Genomic DNA, 15355 nt, shown 5'->3' with positions numbered 1-15355 from the left:
TTCTGCGCGCTCGTTCGGGCGCGCAATGACCACAATTATTGAGCTAAGCAGTTAGATTGAGGTGGAATACGCCGTGAGCGAAATACTACTTATTAATGTCTCGGGATACGACAAACCGGGACTGACTTCCTCGATCACCCGGATCATGGCGGAGCACGGGCTGATTATTTTGGATATCGGCCAGGCCGTCATCCACGATTACCTGACCTGGGGCATATTGGTGCAGATTCCTGACAGTGAGGAATCCGCGAATGTGCTGAAGGAGCTGCTGTTTTGTATTCACGCCTTGAATTTGCAGGTGCAGTTCAAGCCGGTTTCAGAGCAGGAATATTCCGAGTGGGCGAAAGGCAAAGGCAAGGAGCGTTATATTGTCACGCTGTTGGCCCGGGAGATTACCGCAGAGCAAATCGCGCGAGTATCAAGCATCACTGCCGATCACCATTTGAATATTGACAACATCAGTCGCCTGTCCAGTCGGCTGTCGCTTTATGAAGACCGCACCAATGCTCAAGCCTGCGTAGAGTTCGCCGTACGCGGCACGCCTCAGAACCTGGATGCTTTAAAGGCGGAGTTCCTGCATGTGTCGAATGATCTGAATCTGGATATCGCGTTTCAGAAAGACGACATCTATCGCCGTAATCGCCGTCTGGTGGTTTTCGATATGGATTCCACGCTGATCGAAGCGGAAGTCATTGATGAGCTTGCTAAAGAAGCAGGTGTGGGGGACCAGGTCGCAGAAATCACCGAAAGGGCCATGCGTGGCGAACTGGACTTTTCGCAAAGCTTCCGCAAGCGGGTAGGGTTGCTAAAAGGGCTTTCTGAGAGCGTTCTGGAAAGGGTGCAGGCGCGACTGGTGATGACGGAAGGCGCGGAAAAACTGATTTCCCATCTGCGTATGCTGGGTTATAAGACAGCGATTCTATCCGGCGGCTTCACCTATTTCGCGAAGTTGCTTCAGGCCAGGCTGGGCATCGACTATGTCTACGCCAACGAACTGGATATTAAAGATGGCGCAGTCACGGGTGAAGTGACCGGCAGAATTGTCGATGGCGCGCGTAAGGCGGAGCTATTGCGGGAAATTGCGGAGAAAGAAGGTTTGCGCCTGGAGCAAGTCATCGCGGTGGGCGACGGCGCTAACGACTTGCCGATGCTGAGCGCTGCTGGACTGGGCATCGCCTTCCGCGCTAAACCGCTGGTGAAAGAGTCCGCCAAGCATGCTATTTCCAATTTGGGGCTCGACAGCATCCTTTACTTGCTGGGATTGCGGGAAAGCGATACTGCTTTGTTGGCGGGCGGCGAGTAAGCTGCCCTCCTGTCTAGTCCGAATAGGCGTCAACTCTATTCAGGTCGGGACATCCACAACAAAAAAGGCGGGCCTCAGGCCCGCCGAGAACACAGCAAAAGGAACGAATGTCGACTTCTGCGAGGCTACTCGCCCTCGCTGAAGTCGTAATTCATTTCTGGTGAGGGCTCTTGCAGATAGTACCCCTGGATGTAGTTGACGCCCGCCTGCCACAAGGTGGACAGCACGGAAGCGTTTTCCACGAAAGGTACGACCGTCAGTTTCTTCAACTCTTGCAGCTGAGTGATCATTTCCTTCAGCTTCTCTTTGGAGCGCTCGTCTTTCTGAATTTCTTCGGTGAATGAGCCATCCATCTTGATGTAATCGCATTCAACGTGCTTGATGGTGTTGAATGGGTTCAAGGCGCAGCCGAAACGTCCAATAGAAATCTTGCCGCCCAGGCGTTTAATGCCTGCAGCGAACTCTTTGGCTTGTTTCAGATACTCGATGGCGTTTTCTTCGGCGATCTGGAATATCAAGGCGCCGCCAGGCAGTTTGGCCGCCTTCAACGCCAAGCCCAACCATTGTACGAAGGTTTTATCCAGCACTGTGTAGGGAGTGATATTCAAGAACAGCTTGGTGTCGTGCCCTTTGGCGCGATGCGCGCTGAGGCTCTTGATGTTCTGCAGGATCACCCAGCGATCAAGCTTGATGGCAAGCTCTGCGTTGCTGTCGATAGGCAAAAACTCAGAAGGGCTGATTTCTTCGTTCTTGTCGTTCAACATGCGCAGGAAAGCTTCGTAGTGCTCTTCGCCTTCGCCGCGTAAACCAATGATGGGCTGGAACAGCAGGCGGAAGCGGCCATTGTCCAGGCTGCGCTGCAGTACGGCCACCATGTCTTCATCCAAAGGTTGGGTGGCGTCGAAGTCCACGGCGTTATACAAGTAAACCCCGTTGCCTTTCTTCTTGCCTTCCAGGCTGTGAATGTGGGAACAGGCCCTGTGGGCGCGACTCATAAGGTCTTCCGCTTTTGGGGCGTTCTCATTGATGCGGGCGATGCCGATGCTGACAGTGACCTGCGCGGTGCGGTCGCCGACTTCAAACAGATGTTCTTCCGTTTGCTTGCGGATATTTTCCGCCAGTTGCTCGGAGCCTTTATCATCGACCTGGGTCGCCAATATGGCGAACGTGTCGTCGCCAAGACGAGCCAATGAGTAATTCTCAGGACAAATAGACTTCAACATGTTGGCGAAGTCGCCGAGAATGCTGTCTGAGCCAGGAATGCCGTAATCGTTGCGGGCAGTGGAGAAATCGTCCAGCTCCAGATACAGGAGGCTGCCCTGCAGATCGTTGTTGAGCGCCTTGTCTATCGCGCCTTCCAGGTGCTCCATAAAGTGCACCTTGTTGTAGAGGCCGGTCAACAAGTCTTCGCTACTGAACTTACGTAATTTTTCTTCCAGCTCGGGATCGACTTCCGGGCGCACGATAATCTGTGTGCAGGCTTCGCCGTCGTAGGTCGCCTGTGAGCAGCTGATCACCACTTCCACTTCGGAGTCGTCGCTCTTGCGAATAGTGCAGGTCAGCTCTTTATGCTGCTGATTTTGCTGGGCGTCATTAAACGCTTTAAGAAAGTCCTTGAAGGGTTCCTGGCTGCCACTGGACAGAACGTCCATGACGGGGATACACATCAATTCGTCGATGTCTTCATAGCCGAACAAGTCCAAATAGGCTTTGTTGGCGAAAACGTGCATGCCTTCGTTGATGTAGGCGATGGCGTCCATGGAGCTTTCGAGCAACAGATTGCAGCGCTTTTCCGCTTCTCGTAGATGTACTTCGATGTTGCGGCGGCGACGTCGTTCCTCCAGGTCGCTCAGCTCGCGCTTGACGGAAAACACCATTCGCGGAAGCGCGTCTACCGGCAATACTTCGCGTGCGCCCAGCTTCAGTCCTTCCAGGGCGGAGTCCTCGTCGAAGGTCTGTGTCAGAAGGATAAAGGGAAGGTCTTTTTCCAGTCTTTTAATTTGTTCGAGGCAGTGCTTATAGGTGACTTCCCCGTCGACTTCTTTGGCGATGAACAGATCCCACACCTGGGAGTTTAGCGACTCTTCCAAATCCTCCAGACTGGTGACTCGGTGAGCTCGCGTGGCTCTCCCTGCATTCCGAAGTAGGCTGACTACTTTTTCGGCATCATTTTGCGAGGCGTCCAGGATCAGCAAATGTACCGTTGGATTTTTTTTTTGCATGAACGTGAATTGATCAAACTCCAGTCAATTGGCGTAAACCTTGCCGCCGAACGTATCTAAAGAACGCCCTACAGCCTAGATTTTACAAAGTTTTATATATGTAAGTTATTCTAGGTCGCTCTTTATTATGCGACAAGGAAATATATTAAGTAATTTGACGTTCGTTCCTATAAGGACGGCCACAATGAATCAAAATCATCTTCGCTTGCGCCAGTGGTTTTGACCTCTTCCTGAGCTTGATTAAGCGATTGATTTAAAAACTTAATCTCAAACTGGCTGAAACTGCCGGTAGCGGACACTCGGCGGCAAAGCTGCACTTTGGTTTCGCGTCCCTGTTTGTTGATGATGACTTTATGGCCCACCTGGAACGGCAGGCGTGGGGTGATGAGCGTCGCCGGCTGCCCGATGGAGGGAAGCTCCGGCAATAACAGTCCGCGCAAGAACTCGCTGCCTTCACCGGTTTTCTGCGTGAGCTGTACGCCGCAAGGCTTGGCGCTCGGAGCGAGCAACTCCACGCCGAACTGGGTGCCGTGTTGCTTGATCTGGCGAATCCAGCGGATGACGGAAATGCTCCAGGGATGAGACTCATCTTCACGCACGCCGAGTAACTCGCCGGCCTGCACATTGCCGGGCACGTCGCCCACCCATTGAATGCAGTAACCGCCCGGACTGGTGTTCACCAGAGGCACGATATGCTGCATGTAGTTGGCTTTGGTTTCCGTCTGTTTGATGCGGTTGATGCCGGGATAGTTGATGGGCGACATTTCCGCCGCACGGCCGCGATCATCACGAGTGGGGCCTGCGTCGAAAGAGGAGTTCCAGACATCGGTTTTGCGCGCGCGCTGCATGAAATAATTGACGTCATCTTCATCGTCGTTCTTCGACATCAGCAGTGTGTTGAACTCGACGCCGTTGGCGCAGAAAAAGTGTGTGGCGGAGAGGCCGACGCTCAGGAAGACGCGACCTGTGCTGGACATGCGCTTAAAAGTGCGTTTCGTCAGAATGCCCAACGCCTGGCTCAGTGAGGACAATACGTTGTCGGTCATCCGCACAGGCATGTCCAAAACGCCTTCCGGCGTTTTCTTATGGGTGTTCACGTAGGCGATGTAGTCCGTCAGCCTGTCCACCAGGCGGGCGGTGTCGAAACCGAAAGAGTCCAGGGTGGGCGCTGCGCTTTGCAGGCTACGATAGTGGGGCGCCGCATCTGCGCCGGGATTGACGATGAATAGCGCATTCGTCTCGACGTCGTCCAACACATCCGTGAATTGCGCCCAAGACTCGAAGGCCTCGAAAGCGGCGGCGATATCATTCTGGCGCATCTGATTGGGTTTGCAGCAGCCAAGCAGCAGCACGCGCTTATAGATATGCTCCAGTGTGGTTTCTTCAAATAACTTAGACTGCTCGTCACGTACTTTTGCGTTGGCGAATTTATAGGTGCGCGCGAATTTGTAGAGCTGATGAATTTCCAGCCAGACATTGGTCGGGCTTTGGCAATACAGCTGGCAGGCGCGTAATACGCAACGGGAAAGGTCGCTGATTGCGCGATGGCAGGCCGTCGCCAGAGACTTTTTGGCGCGATCCGACATGGAGGCGCTGAGCTGGTCGTGAATCACCAATTTATAGCCGTTAGCCAGATGTAACTGAAGGGCTTGGGCGAGGTTGGCGATTTTGCGCTGTTTTTCCGGCAGGACTATTGAGTGGTTAAGAAAGTGCTTTGATAACTCCGTGCAGACGTAATAAATAGGTCCACGGACGACTTCCATTAATTGAAAACGGTTAGCGGGTGCGGTAATTAGCTGGTTGAGTTCAATAATCGCATGGTATAGCCGTTTGGCGGTTTCGCCAATGTTGGCGATGGGCAGCTGACTCACCCAATGCTCCAACTGCTTAACGTTAGGTTCGCAGAAGGACAGCGAGGTGAGCTTGAGCTCAGGAACAGTTATTTTCGGCGCAGTACTTTGACCGTCCATGCATGACAACCATTGTAGTTTTCGTGGTGACCTGAACGCATGCCTGCCGATAACTTAATGAATCCAGCGAGATACGCGCGTTTTTTCAAAATAAATGAAAATTCTTGCTTTTAGAATAGCAAAGATTCTTCAAAGGGAGTGGAGGGGCCTCCAAAATCCCTGCTTTTGCAAACTTTTACGATTAACACGGGTGTAACACAAAGCGACAAAAAGTTACATAACCAGTCATCCCTGTCAAAACTTTTTTGCGCTGCGCCCTTGTCTCCGCTTAAGCGAAGATGGGCGTTTTGGAGGGCGCTCCGGGGATCTCTCTGACCAGGCGTGGAACCAGGTATCCTGGTAGCTTGGCTCTTAACGCTTGCATTAAAGAAGAAAGGCGTTCGTCGCCACAGTCAAAATGAGCGGCGCCCTGAACTTTGTCGAGTTGATGCAGGTAATAGGGTGTGACGCCGCATTCAAACAATCTCTCGCTGAGAGCGGCGAGGGTGGATGAGTCATCATTAACGCCTTTCAACAGAACTGTTTGATTCAGCATCATGTGAACGACTGGACGCAGTCGCGCCAATGCTTTTTCCACTGAGGCGTCCAGCTCCGCGCCATGGTTGGCGTGGATCACCATGATAGTTTTAAACGGACGGTTGGAGAGCAGATCCAGTAGCCCCTGGTCTATGCGGTCCGGCAGCATGATTGGCAGGCGGGTATGTAGTCTCACCTTGCTGATCTGCGGCAGCTCTGCGATGAGAGTAAGCAGTTCATCGAGAACCGGGTTATTCAGCATAAGCGGATCGCCGCCGCTAAGAATGATTTCACTGACGCCTCCGTCGCCTGGCAAGGTTGCTAGCGCTTCCTTCCATTGCGCACGGCTTTGGCGGTGTTCACTGTAGGGAAAATGGCGTCGGAAGCAATAGCGGCAATGGATGGCGCAGGCGCTTGTAGTAATAAGCAAGGCGCGGCCGTGGTACTTCTGCAAAATGCCTTTGGATGCAGTGTAATCCGCTTCGCTCAGTGGATCTGCGCTATAACCGATCATTTCCTGCTGTTCCAGATGCAGGGGGAGCACCTGTAATAGCAGAGGGTCGCTCGGGTCGCCTTTTTTCATGCGGCGCACGTAATCGCGAGTGGCCCGCACTGGAAACTGCGCATGCCCGGGAAGCGCATCTTGCAACAGCGCTTCCGGCAACTCCAGGAGCGACAGCAGTTCCTGCGGCGACTTGATCATGTCGGCAATTTGCTGGTTCCAGGAGAGTGAGGGGGCGGATTGGGCGTCAAGTTTCGCGTCGCAGACTTCTACTGCAACCGGATTTCGGGCTATCATTTACAAATTTGCACCACACGTCAGGTTCTGACCGAATTTTAACATGCGTCGCCGTCTGGCGATCATTCTGTTTCAAGAGGAAGTATGGCCAACTATTCTACCAACGAATTCAAATCAGGTCTCAAGATTATGCTGGACGGAGACCCTTGTTCCATTATTGAGAACGAGTTTGTCAAACCCGGAAAAGGACAGGCGTTCAACCGGGTCAAGTTCCGTAACCTGAAGTCTGGCCGCGTCGGCGAGCGCACTTTCAAATCCGGTGATTCCGTGGAAGGCGCGGATGTCGTGGATCTGGATATGGAATACCTGTACACCGACGGCGAATTCTATCACTTCATGCTGACTGACGGCTCTTTCGAACAGCACGCGGCGGACGTTTCCGCTGTCGGCGACACCACTAAGTGGCTGAAAGAGCAGGACGTCTACACCGTGACCTTATACAACGGCGCGCCTTTGTCTGTATCTCCGCCCAACTTTGTCGAGCTGGAAATTGTTGAAACCGATCCCGGCGTGCGCGGCGACACCGCTCAGGGCGGCAGCAAGCCAGCCAAACTGACCACCGGCGCTGTGGTGGCCGTTCCTCTGTTTATTAACCAGGGCGAAATGATCAAAGTCGACACTCGTTCCGGTGAATACGTGAGCCGCGTTAAGAGCTGATAAGACCGTAAAGGCCTGTGAAGGCTGCGCGTTGACTCAGGAAAGGCGAATTCGTTGGATTCGCCTTTTTTTATTGTTTCAGACTGATGCTTTTTCTTATCCCACTATGCAACAGCCAGACTGGCGCCCAAGCGCCGCAATCGACACCCTTCGCAAAAGAGCTGATTTCGTTAAGCGTATCCGCGCCTTCTTCGATGCCCGGCAGGTCCTGGAAGTGGATACGCCTTTACTGAGCAGCGTTACCGCGACGGACCTTAACCTGGACAGCTTTGATGTTATTAGCGCCGACTCAGAGCCTCGCTATCTACTGACTTCGCCAGAGCACGCCATGAAGCGATTGCTCGCCGCCGGTTCGGGACCTATCTACCAGATTACCCGCGCGTTTCGGCGCGGTGAAATTGGCGCCCGTCATAATCCGGAGTTCGCTATGCTGGAGTGGTATCGTCCTGGCTTTTCTCTTCAGGACCTGCAAAGGGAGGTGGAGGAGCTTCTGGCCAGTCTGGGCTATGAAGAAAAAGCGGAATGTATGAGTTATCGGGAGGCGTTTCAGCGCTTTGTCGATCTGGACCCGTATCGGGCGGGCGCGTCGGTGCTGCAGGAAGCTGCGGCGCAGGCCAGCGGCATGACGGCGTCAGAGTTGAGCCGGGATGAGGCGTTGGATGTGCTGATGACTCACAGGGTCGAGCCGGCGTTGAAACCCTTGGGGGCTGTGTTTATCCGTGACTATCCGCCGAGTCAGGCGGCGTTGGCCAGGGTCGGCGAAGACGCAGAGGGCGACGCGGTGGCTTTCCGCTTTGAGCTGTACATCAATGGAGTTGAGATTGCTAATGCTTATGACGAGTTGATAGATCCTGTTGAGCAAAGACGGCGCTTTGAAGAAGACAATATCGCCAGATCGGCGGCGAAGAAACCGGTTATCCCAGTGGATGAGCGTTTACTGGCGGCGCTGCCTTATATGCCGGAGTCCTCTGGCATTGCATTGGGCGTAGATAGGTTGTTCATGGTGCTCGAAGGGAAAAGCCGGTTAGAGGATGTGTTGGGATTTCCGGCGGATAGAATCTAGCTGAAACGTCGCGGCGACAGACCGAAGCGGCCTGTCGCCCGTCGTCATTTTAATCCGTTTTTTGTTCGTCAACGGTCGCTACGGTCTGCAAAATTTTGCCCAGATCTTCGCCCAAACGCACCGGCGTCTCCGCTTTGAGGCCTTCGCGCCAGCGCATGGCGCCTTTAGGGAAGGTCATCACAACGGTTGAGCCCAGGCAGAAACGCCCCATTTCTTCGCCACGTTTGATCGTGACTTCGCCTGGTTTGTAGGTGTAGCTGCGCACAGTTTTGCTCATTGGCGCCACTCTACCTGCCCAAATCGTTTCTACGCTGGCGACGATCATGGCGCCGACCAGCGTCATGGACATCGGCCCCAGCGGCGTGTCAAAAATGCACACTACGCGCTCATTGCGCGCGAACAGGGCGGGTACGTTCTCAGTCGTAAGCGGGTTGACGGAATAAAGTTTGCCGGGAACGAAGATCATCTCCCGCAATTCACCGTCGATCGGCATGTGGATGCGGTGGTAGTCCTTCGGGGATAGATAAATAGTGGCGAATTCTCCGCCAATAAATGGCTGCGCTCTTTGCAGATCGCCCCCCAGTAACTCGACGAGACTGAAGCTGTGGCCTTTGGCCTGGAAGATCTTGCCGTAATCGATAGAACCAGCCTGTGATACTGCGCCGTCCACCGGCGTAACCAGTCTTGAGACGTCCGGGTGGATAGGGCGTGCGCCATCCTTTAACGCTCGGGTAAAAAAGTCGTTGAAGCAGGTGTAATCTTCCGCAGACGGAAGCAGCGCTTCCTGCATGTTTACGTTGTAACGCTTGATGAACCACTTGATGAAGGTGTTCTTTATAAACGGCGTCCTGGAATCCGCCAGCTTGCCAATGGCGCGCGACAGCGCGTGCTGTGGAGTCAGATGCTGGCTCAGAATAAAAAGACGGTCAAATAAGGACATGTTGTGTTCCGTGCGTAAAACTACCGCAAACGCGGCTTGTCAGGGCTGGTCGATCGGCGTATCGGGGTGGTTGCCCCACTCGCCCCAAGACCCAGCGTAGGCGCGCATATTAAAGCCCAACGCCTTTCCGAGCAAATAAGTCAGTCCAGAGCGGTGATGGGATTGGCAGTGAGTGACGATGCGTTTTTCCGCGTTAAGGCCAAGTGCTTCCAGTTCCGCTTTGATTACCGTCAGGTCGCGCAGGCGCAAGCCCGCGGACGGGTCCATCGCCCGGGTCCACTCGTAATTAACGGCGCCGGGAATATGGCCATTGCGCATCGCTGCTTGGCGTAGACCTTGATATTCCTGCGGTGATCGGGCGTCCCAGATCCCCAGGGCGGGGTCGCCCAGCTCGGTTTGTAATTGATCCAGGGTCACTGTGGATTCTGAGCGCAACCGAATATCGTAATTGCCGGCCGTGACGGTCGGCTCCTCGCGAGTGAGCGGTCTCCCTTCGTCATGCCAGGCGACCAGTCCGCCATTCAAGTAGCTGTATCGCTGAAATCCAATGCTATCAAGTAACCAGATCATGCGACCGGCCCAGCCGCCGCCTTCATCGTCGTACACCACTACGTGGCTGTCCGTACGTAACCCAATGTGTTGAACAATGGCTTGTAGCTGAGACTCCTCGGGTAACAGGCCGGGCGCGGGCGGACGACCATACTGCGTCGCCCCCGGCGGTATATGAATCGCTCCCGGCAAATGCGCCGCTTGATAGTTTTCCGTGCGGCAAAGGTCAACGAGGATCAAGCCGGGCGAGCCAAGCAGCGGCTCCAGCTGTTCTGGTTCAAGAATTAATGGCAGGGAGTCCAGGTTATTCGCCATCGGGATGCTCTCTTTTGGTTGGGCGGTAAGATATAGAGGCGCCGCTGAGTGGCAGGTCGGGCGGCGGTTGAAAGCCTCGGATGTTAGCAAATGCGGTTATTTGCGCATAGCGCTTTCAGAGGTGAGCGCTATGCATTCTTATTCTGCTGATTGCGTACGGCGAAGTGGTGCAGAACATGAGTCGCCGAGCTACAGACATGCTTGAAGCTTTCATATTCATACTCGCTGAGAGGCAGGCTACCAAGGCCTGCGTCCGCATAAAATAATGCAACGGGGCGGGTTTTCACGAACAGGGACATAAGAAAGAAGTCGTCCATTTTGTTGAGCGCCTTGAAGCTGTCGGGGATCATGGCTTTTACTTTGGGAGAGCTGCCGGGCTTGACCCAAAGGCTGGATGGCTTCTCCATCAGCTTGCTGAACAGGCTGGCTTCAGTCAGGTCCAGGTCGATACGAGGCAGGTCGGGACGATCTTCCGCGCCTACTGCATAATATCCCTTGAGGCGTGTGCGCTTGGTGTTGATCAGGGCGATGACGCAGGTATGCAGGCCCACCCCGTATTTTACGCAGCGGGCGGCGTTGTTCATGAGAAAGGCGATGTCTTTAAACTGATGCGGCGACTGCAGCATCATGTTGGTCAGTTCGGCGTAAAGGTCTCGATTGCCATGGCGTAATTTTCTGACATCGGCCTGGGCGGTCTGGCGAGTGGGCGGAACGGGTTTTTCTTTCGGTTCGGTTTGCGCGCGAAAAAAGGGCTCTTCTGTATTGTCCTCTTCTACAAGTGGCGGAGGCGGCATAGCGACTTTGGGTTCTTTGCTTGGGGTGGGCCTGGGCTCCTGAGCGGGAGAGGGGGCGGCTACAGGGGCGGCTACAGGGGCGGCGGGCGCGTCTTCTTCCTGACGATTGGGTAGCTTCGGGTCCCACAAGAGCGACTCCGCCAGCCGGTTTCCTGATGCTAATGGGTGTAGGCGCGCCGATTCGATGGCGATGAGATGCGTTTGCCGAATCACCTCGCTGAGAGAGCTGTTCAGATACACCGCCAGCACTTTGCAGAGGCGGTTGAATATGCTGCTGCGCCAATTGAGCTGAGCATGAAAGGCGATAAGGTTGCTTAAACCAACGATGAATTCCGGCTTGTTTACAAACAAACGCAGGTCGCGGTCTTCGGATAAATCGCCGGACCCGGTGCTTTTGTAGCGACGGGAGATGCGCACAAGCTGCCTCATCAGAGGAAGATCATGTAGGTAATGTTCATCCACGGCTGTCTGCGGCAAGGCGAACGCTTCCTGGATTTTGCTCCAAACCGCAATAAACGGAGCACCAAACACTTTTTCCTCAACAGAGCGGCGATGTGTCGAAGAGTGCTCGAGTCTTTGCGTCCAGGCCTGCATTTTCTTGGGCGTGTAGCGCCATAGATACCAGGTCGGCGCCCCCCAGAACAGGCCTCCCCAGAAATACTCTTCTTCCTTACCTTTGTGTTTGTGCGCAGCAATGTAGGATGCGAGATGACCGGCGAAAAAGCTGGTGGCGATGGCCTGATGGTAACGTCGCACCGGTTCTTCTCGATCCGATTCAGGCGGCGGCGTCTCTTTCAGTAGTTTTTCCAGAAACCCCACTCCCAGCAGACTGATGGCGTGCGCCAGCGTTTTCACCAGGCTTTCGTCGCTGCGAATCGCCACGTTGGCTTTGCCGAGAACGGTCAGCGCCAGCACGGGGTCGTTTTTTATGAAGTCGCTCATCCCCTGGTAGGACAAGGAGGATTTGCTGAGCAGTCCCAACAGAATTTTATTGGTGGCGGTAACGGGGGGCAGCGGTTTTTTAACCAACTGATCCACCCACGCCGTAGATTGCTGGGGCGGTGCGGTATCCTGCATAAGTATTTGTGAAATCGCTGGTTTTGAACTTAACTATCAATATAAAAGTAGTTAATAGTGGCTGCCTTGTCACTTAAGCAGAGAATGTTCCTGGTATGCTTTTAATTCTTGGAGTGATCGTCGTTCTGGCCAGCGTGTTGGGCGGATATGTGTTGTCGCACGGGGAGCTGGCCGCTCTGTGGCAGCCTTTCGAGTTAATTATCATCTGCGGCGCGGCGTTTGGCGCCTTTCTGATCTCCAATCCCTTCAAAGTTATCAAACAGATCCTTCATACCATTCCGAAAATGATCATGGGGTCGCCCTTCAACCGGGTAGTGTATATGGATCTTCTCAGTTTGATGTACGACCTGTTTGATAAAGCGCGGCGCTCCGGCGTTATGGCGATAGAAGCGGACGTGGACGATCCTCTCAACAGTGAAATATTCAATCGTTATCCCGCCATTGTGCGCATGGATAAACTACGCGATTTCATTACCGATTATCTGCGCATAGTGAGCACCGGCAATATGGCCCCTCATGAGTTGGAGGGCTTGATGGACATGGAGCTGGAAACCCGGATGCAGGAGCTGGAAAAGCCCGCCGATGCGGTCAATCGTGTGGCCGACGCTCTGCCGGGATTCGGGATTGTCGCCGCTGTGTTGGGGATCGTCATCACGATGAAATCGCTCGGAGGGCCGCCTGATGAATTGGGCGTGCATGTCGCCGCCGCCCTGGTTGGGACCTTTCTGGGGATCTTGGCGGCCTATGGCTTTGTCGGCCCCGCCTCCCACGCGATGCATAACTTGGCCGCACAGGAAATAAAAGCTTATGAGTGCGTCAAGGTCAGCATACTGGCGACCATGACCGGCCTGGCGCCGCAATTGGCCATCGAATTTGGGCGCAAGGCCCTGAACTCGGACGTACGTCCCAGTTTTCAGGAGCTTAACGACTACGTTCGCTCCAAATAGGCGAAAGCGGTTATGTCTGAAGCGCGCTGGCGGAAGTGTAAAGGAGGCGGGATATGATGGAGGAACGTCCGCCGATTATCGTTCGTCGCGTCCGCAAAGGTCACCACGCCCACGGCGGCGCCTGGAAGGTGGCGTTTGCAGACTTCGCCACTGCTATGATGGCGTTTTTTCTGGTGCTCTGGCTGAGCGAGGCGGCCACCAAGGAGCAGAAAGATGCGATTTCCGGCTACTTCACAGATCCAGTAGGCTTTGAGCAAGGCGGCAGCCCCTATGTGATTGATCTCGGAGGCAGCGTCACTGTTACGGTGACTCAGGACACCGCCGGTAAGCCGCAAGACCAACCGGAAGTGCGCATGCGCGAAGACACCATTCAGGATCTTGCGGCGCAACTTGAGCAGCAGAAGCTGACCCAGCTGATGCAGGAAATCATGGCGCAGATCGAGAAAAACCCCAAACTGAATGCGTTCAAAGATCAACTGCTGCTGGATATCACTGATGAAGGCTTGCGCATTCAGATTGTCGACAAGCGCCAGCGTCCCATGTTCGACAGCGGCCGCTCTGAACTCCAGCCTTACTTTGAGGAAATCTTGTTTGAACTGGCGAAAAGCATCGCCAAAGTCAGAAATAAGATCAGCGTATCGGGGCATACTGACGCGCAGCCTTTTTTAGGCAGAGACAACTACAGCAACTGGGAGCTTTCGGCGGATCGCGCCAATGCTGCGCGCCGCGCATTGGTGGAGGGAGGGCTGCCGGAGGGGCGCATGGCCAGGGTGGTCGGGTTGGCGTCATCAGTGCTGTTCGATGAAAAAGACCCTTACAACCCGGTCAACCGCCGTATTTCCATCCTGGTGCTGAATAAAAAGACGCAAGAGGACATTGAAGGCGCTGAACAAGCGGACAGCGCCATCTCTACATCGGATTTACTGGAAGAGTTAGATCGCACTTTGGACCGTCAGGGACGCAAACCGGAGTTCGATCCAGACAAAGATCTGCCCGTAGACGATAAGCCTGCGCCGAACACCGATGGTCTGACCTGGTAAATGGCCTAAAGATTTTCCTCGTGGATATCCTGTTCCTGCAGCGATTCTCTGATGCGCAGAAAGCTTTCCATGCGGCTGGTCAGAATCTCCCCGCTTTCCTGCGCTGACTGTAAGGCGCAACCCGGTTCTTGAATATGCCGACAGTTACGGAAGCGACAATGGCCAAGATGGGGGCGAAACTCGACGAAGCCGTCCTCCAGGGTGTGCTCATCAATATGCCACAAGCCGAATTCCCGGATGCCGGGGGAGTCGATTAAGTCGCCGCCGGACGGAAGGTGAAACAGTTTGGCCGTGGTGGTGGTATGTGTGCCTTTGCGAACGTTCTCCGACAGGTCGCCAACTTTGACGTCCTCCTCCGGCAGCAGCATTTTTATCAACGAAGATTTCCCAACGCCGGATTGACCGACGAAGATGCTGGTCTTGTGGGCCAAGTGTTGCTTGAGGTCGTCCAGGCCTGATTGTGTATTGGTGGAGGCGTCAATCCACTCATAGCCCAATTGCTGGTACTGATCTTTGAACTGTTGCAGCGCGTCGCGGTTGGCGTCGTTGATCAGATCCTGTTTGTTAAGAATGATCAGGGGGGGAATGCCGACAGCCTCTGAGGCCACCAGATAGCGATCAACCAGGTTGTGATGAGGTTCCGGCTCCGCCGCGATGACGATCAGAATTTGGTCAATATTGGCGGCGATGGGTTTCAGTTGGCCGAACTTGTCTGGACGTTTCAGGGCCGACTCGCGCGGTTGTCGGGCGACTATGACGCCGGAATTATCAGGACCTGCGCGCCAGATCACTAGGTCGCCGGTGACCAGGGAATCAATATTGGCGCGGACGTAGCAGCGAAATATCTGGCCTGCGTGAGGCGGCTCCAGGGCTTCGACCGCAAGTTGCTGGCCGTAGTGGGCGATGATCAGACCTTCCTGCTCCGCCGACAGTTCTCCTCCGCTCAATTGGCTTTCCAGTTGCGTCTCCTTGCGGGTCGCGCGCTTGGTGCGCTCGTCCTGGATCTTCTGGATGCGCCATTTTTGCTGTTTGCTGAGTTTTCGCTTCGCCATAATCGGGGGGCTTAACTATCCTATGAACTACACTAGTTTAATATACAGCCTGATGGCCTTCGGTATGCATGCCGCTGGCGACTTAAAGCTTACAAACGGCCATGGATGCCG

The 15355-nt window shown here is 54.4% G+C and carries 12 protein-coding genes; 5 read left to right on the top strand and 7 right to left on the bottom strand.

Going from position 1 to position 15355, the window contains the following annotated elements:
- Nucleotides 1-73 precede the first annotated feature (73 nt).
- On the top strand, nt 74-1303 hold the full coding sequence (gene serB / locus HCH_RS24270; RefSeq protein WP_011399136.1) for a phosphoserine phosphatase SerB: 1230 nt from the start codon (nt 74-76) through the stop codon (nt 1301-1303).
- Nucleotides 1304-1428: 125 nt separating this feature from the next.
- On the opposite strand, the gene HCH_RS24265 is transcribed toward serB, so the two are convergent.
- From HCH_RS24265 to epmB, 3 genes are all read right to left on the bottom strand, one after another.
- Nucleotides 1429-3525: an EAL domain-containing response regulator gene (locus HCH_RS24265; RefSeq protein ID WP_011399135.1), complete on the bottom strand. Its 2097-nt coding sequence runs from the start codon at nt 3523-3525 to the stop codon at nt 1429-1431.
- A 167-nt stretch (nt 3526-3692) separates the two neighbouring features.
- The gene (locus HCH_RS24260; RefSeq protein WP_011399134.1) at nt 3693-5495 is read right to left on the bottom strand and encodes a hypothetical protein; all 1803 of its coding nucleotides are present in this window, start codon (nt 5493-5495) and stop codon (nt 3693-3695) included.
- Nucleotides 5496-5763: 268 nt separating this feature from the next.
- A complete protein-coding gene (gene epmB, locus HCH_RS24255) occupies nt 5764-6810 on the bottom strand; it encodes an EF-P beta-lysylation protein EpmB (RefSeq protein ID WP_011399133.1) in 1047 nt (348 codons plus the stop codon).
- A gap of 84 nt (nt 6811-6894) precedes the next feature.
- On the opposite strand from epmB, the gene efp reads away from it, so the two are divergent.
- Nucleotides 6895-7467 (top strand): elongation factor P, encoded by a 573-nt coding sequence (efp, locus tag HCH_RS24250; RefSeq protein WP_011399132.1) that lies wholly within the window; start codon nt 6895-6897, stop codon nt 7465-7467.
- Between the two features lie 106 nt (nt 7468-7573).
- Nucleotides 7574-8530, top strand: coding sequence for an EF-P lysine aminoacylase EpmA (epmA, locus tag HCH_RS24245; RefSeq protein WP_011399131.1), 957 nt, complete (start codon nt 7574-7576; stop codon nt 8528-8530).
- Nucleotides 8531-8579: 49 nt separating this feature from the next.
- On the opposite strand, the gene asd is transcribed toward epmA, so the two are convergent.
- The 3 genes from asd to HCH_RS24230 form a co-directional block, all read right to left on the bottom strand.
- Complete coding sequence (asd, locus tag HCH_RS24240; RefSeq protein WP_011399130.1) at nt 8580-9470, bottom strand: archaetidylserine decarboxylase; 891 nt, start codon at nt 9468-9470, stop codon at nt 8580-8582.
- A 39-nt stretch (nt 9471-9509) separates the two neighbouring features.
- Nucleotides 9510-10334 carry a rhodanese-like domain-containing protein gene (locus HCH_RS24235; RefSeq protein ID WP_011399129.1) on the bottom strand — a complete coding sequence of 275 codons (825 nt, stop codon included), beginning with the start codon at nt 10332-10334 and terminating at the stop codon, nt 9510-9512.
- A gap of 128 nt (nt 10335-10462) precedes the next feature.
- Nucleotides 10463-12205: an HDOD domain-containing protein gene (locus HCH_RS24230; RefSeq protein WP_011399128.1), complete on the bottom strand. Its 1743-nt coding sequence runs from the start codon at nt 12203-12205 to the stop codon at nt 10463-10465.
- A 95-nt stretch (nt 12206-12300) separates the two neighbouring features.
- Here HCH_RS24230 and motA point away from each other — a divergent pair, with 95 nt between their 5' ends.
- Nucleotides 12301-13152 (top strand): flagellar motor stator protein MotA, encoded by an 852-nt coding sequence (gene motA / locus HCH_RS24225; protein ID WP_011399127.1) that lies wholly within the window; start codon nt 12301-12303, stop codon nt 13150-13152.
- Nucleotides 13153-13205: 53 nt separating this feature from the next.
- Entirely contained in the window at nt 13206-14192 is a 987-nt protein-coding gene (motB, locus tag HCH_RS24220; RefSeq protein ID WP_011399126.1) for a flagellar motor protein MotB, read from the top strand.
- 5 nt (nt 14193-14197) lie between these two features.
- On the opposite strand, the gene rsgA is transcribed toward motB, so the two are convergent.
- Nucleotides 14198-15244 (bottom strand): small ribosomal subunit biogenesis GTPase RsgA, encoded by a 1047-nt coding sequence (rsgA, locus tag HCH_RS24215; RefSeq protein ID WP_011399125.1) that lies wholly within the window; start codon nt 15242-15244, stop codon nt 14198-14200.
- Between the last annotated feature and the right edge of the window lie 111 nt (nt 15245-15355).

Source organism: Hahella chejuensis KCTC 2396 (genome assembly GCF_000012985.1).
GTDB classification, from domain to species: Bacteria; Pseudomonadota; Gammaproteobacteria; order Pseudomonadales; family Oleiphilaceae; genus Hahella; species Hahella chejuensis.
Note: the sequence above shows the minus strand (reverse complement) of the source record. Positions and strands in the feature narration are given on the sequence as shown.

Excerpts from the sequence above, each read along its gene's own strand:
- HCH_RS24265 (WP_011399135.1), bottom strand. The coding sequence starts at position 3,525 with ATGCAAAAAAAAAATCCAACGGTACATTTGCTGATCCTGGACGCCTCG.
- epmA (WP_011399131.1), top strand. The coding sequence starts at position 7,574 with ATGCAACAGCCAGACTGGCGCCCAAGCGCCGCAATCGACACCCTTCGC.
- HCH_RS24235 (WP_011399129.1), bottom strand. The coding sequence starts at position 10,334 with ATGGCGAATAACCTGGACTCCCTGCCATTAATTCTTGAACCAGAACAG.
- HCH_RS24230 (WP_011399128.1), bottom strand. The coding sequence starts at position 12,205 with ATGCAGGATACCGCACCGCCCCAGCAATCTACGGCGTGGGTGGATCAG.
- rsgA (WP_011399125.1), bottom strand. The coding sequence starts at position 15,244 with ATGGCGAAGCGAAAACTCAGCAAACAGCAAAAATGGCGCATCCAGAAG.
- asd (WP_011399130.1), bottom strand. The coding sequence starts at position 9,470 with ATGTCCTTATTTGACCGTCTTTTTATTCTGAGCCAGCATCTGACTCCA.
- motB (WP_011399126.1), top strand. The coding sequence starts at position 13,206 with ATGATGGAGGAACGTCCGCCGATTATCGTTCGTCGCGTCCGCAAAGGT.
- epmB (WP_011399133.1), bottom strand. The coding sequence starts at position 6,810 with ATGATAGCCCGAAATCCGGTTGCAGTAGAAGTCTGCGACGCGAAACTT.
- motA (WP_011399127.1), top strand. The coding sequence starts at position 12,301 with ATGCTTTTAATTCTTGGAGTGATCGTCGTTCTGGCCAGCGTGTTGGGC.
- efp (WP_011399132.1), top strand. The coding sequence starts at position 6,895 with ATGGCCAACTATTCTACCAACGAATTCAAATCAGGTCTCAAGATTATG.
- HCH_RS24260 (WP_011399134.1), bottom strand. The coding sequence starts at position 5,495 with ATGGACGGTCAAAGTACTGCGCCGAAAATAACTGTTCCTGAGCTCAAG.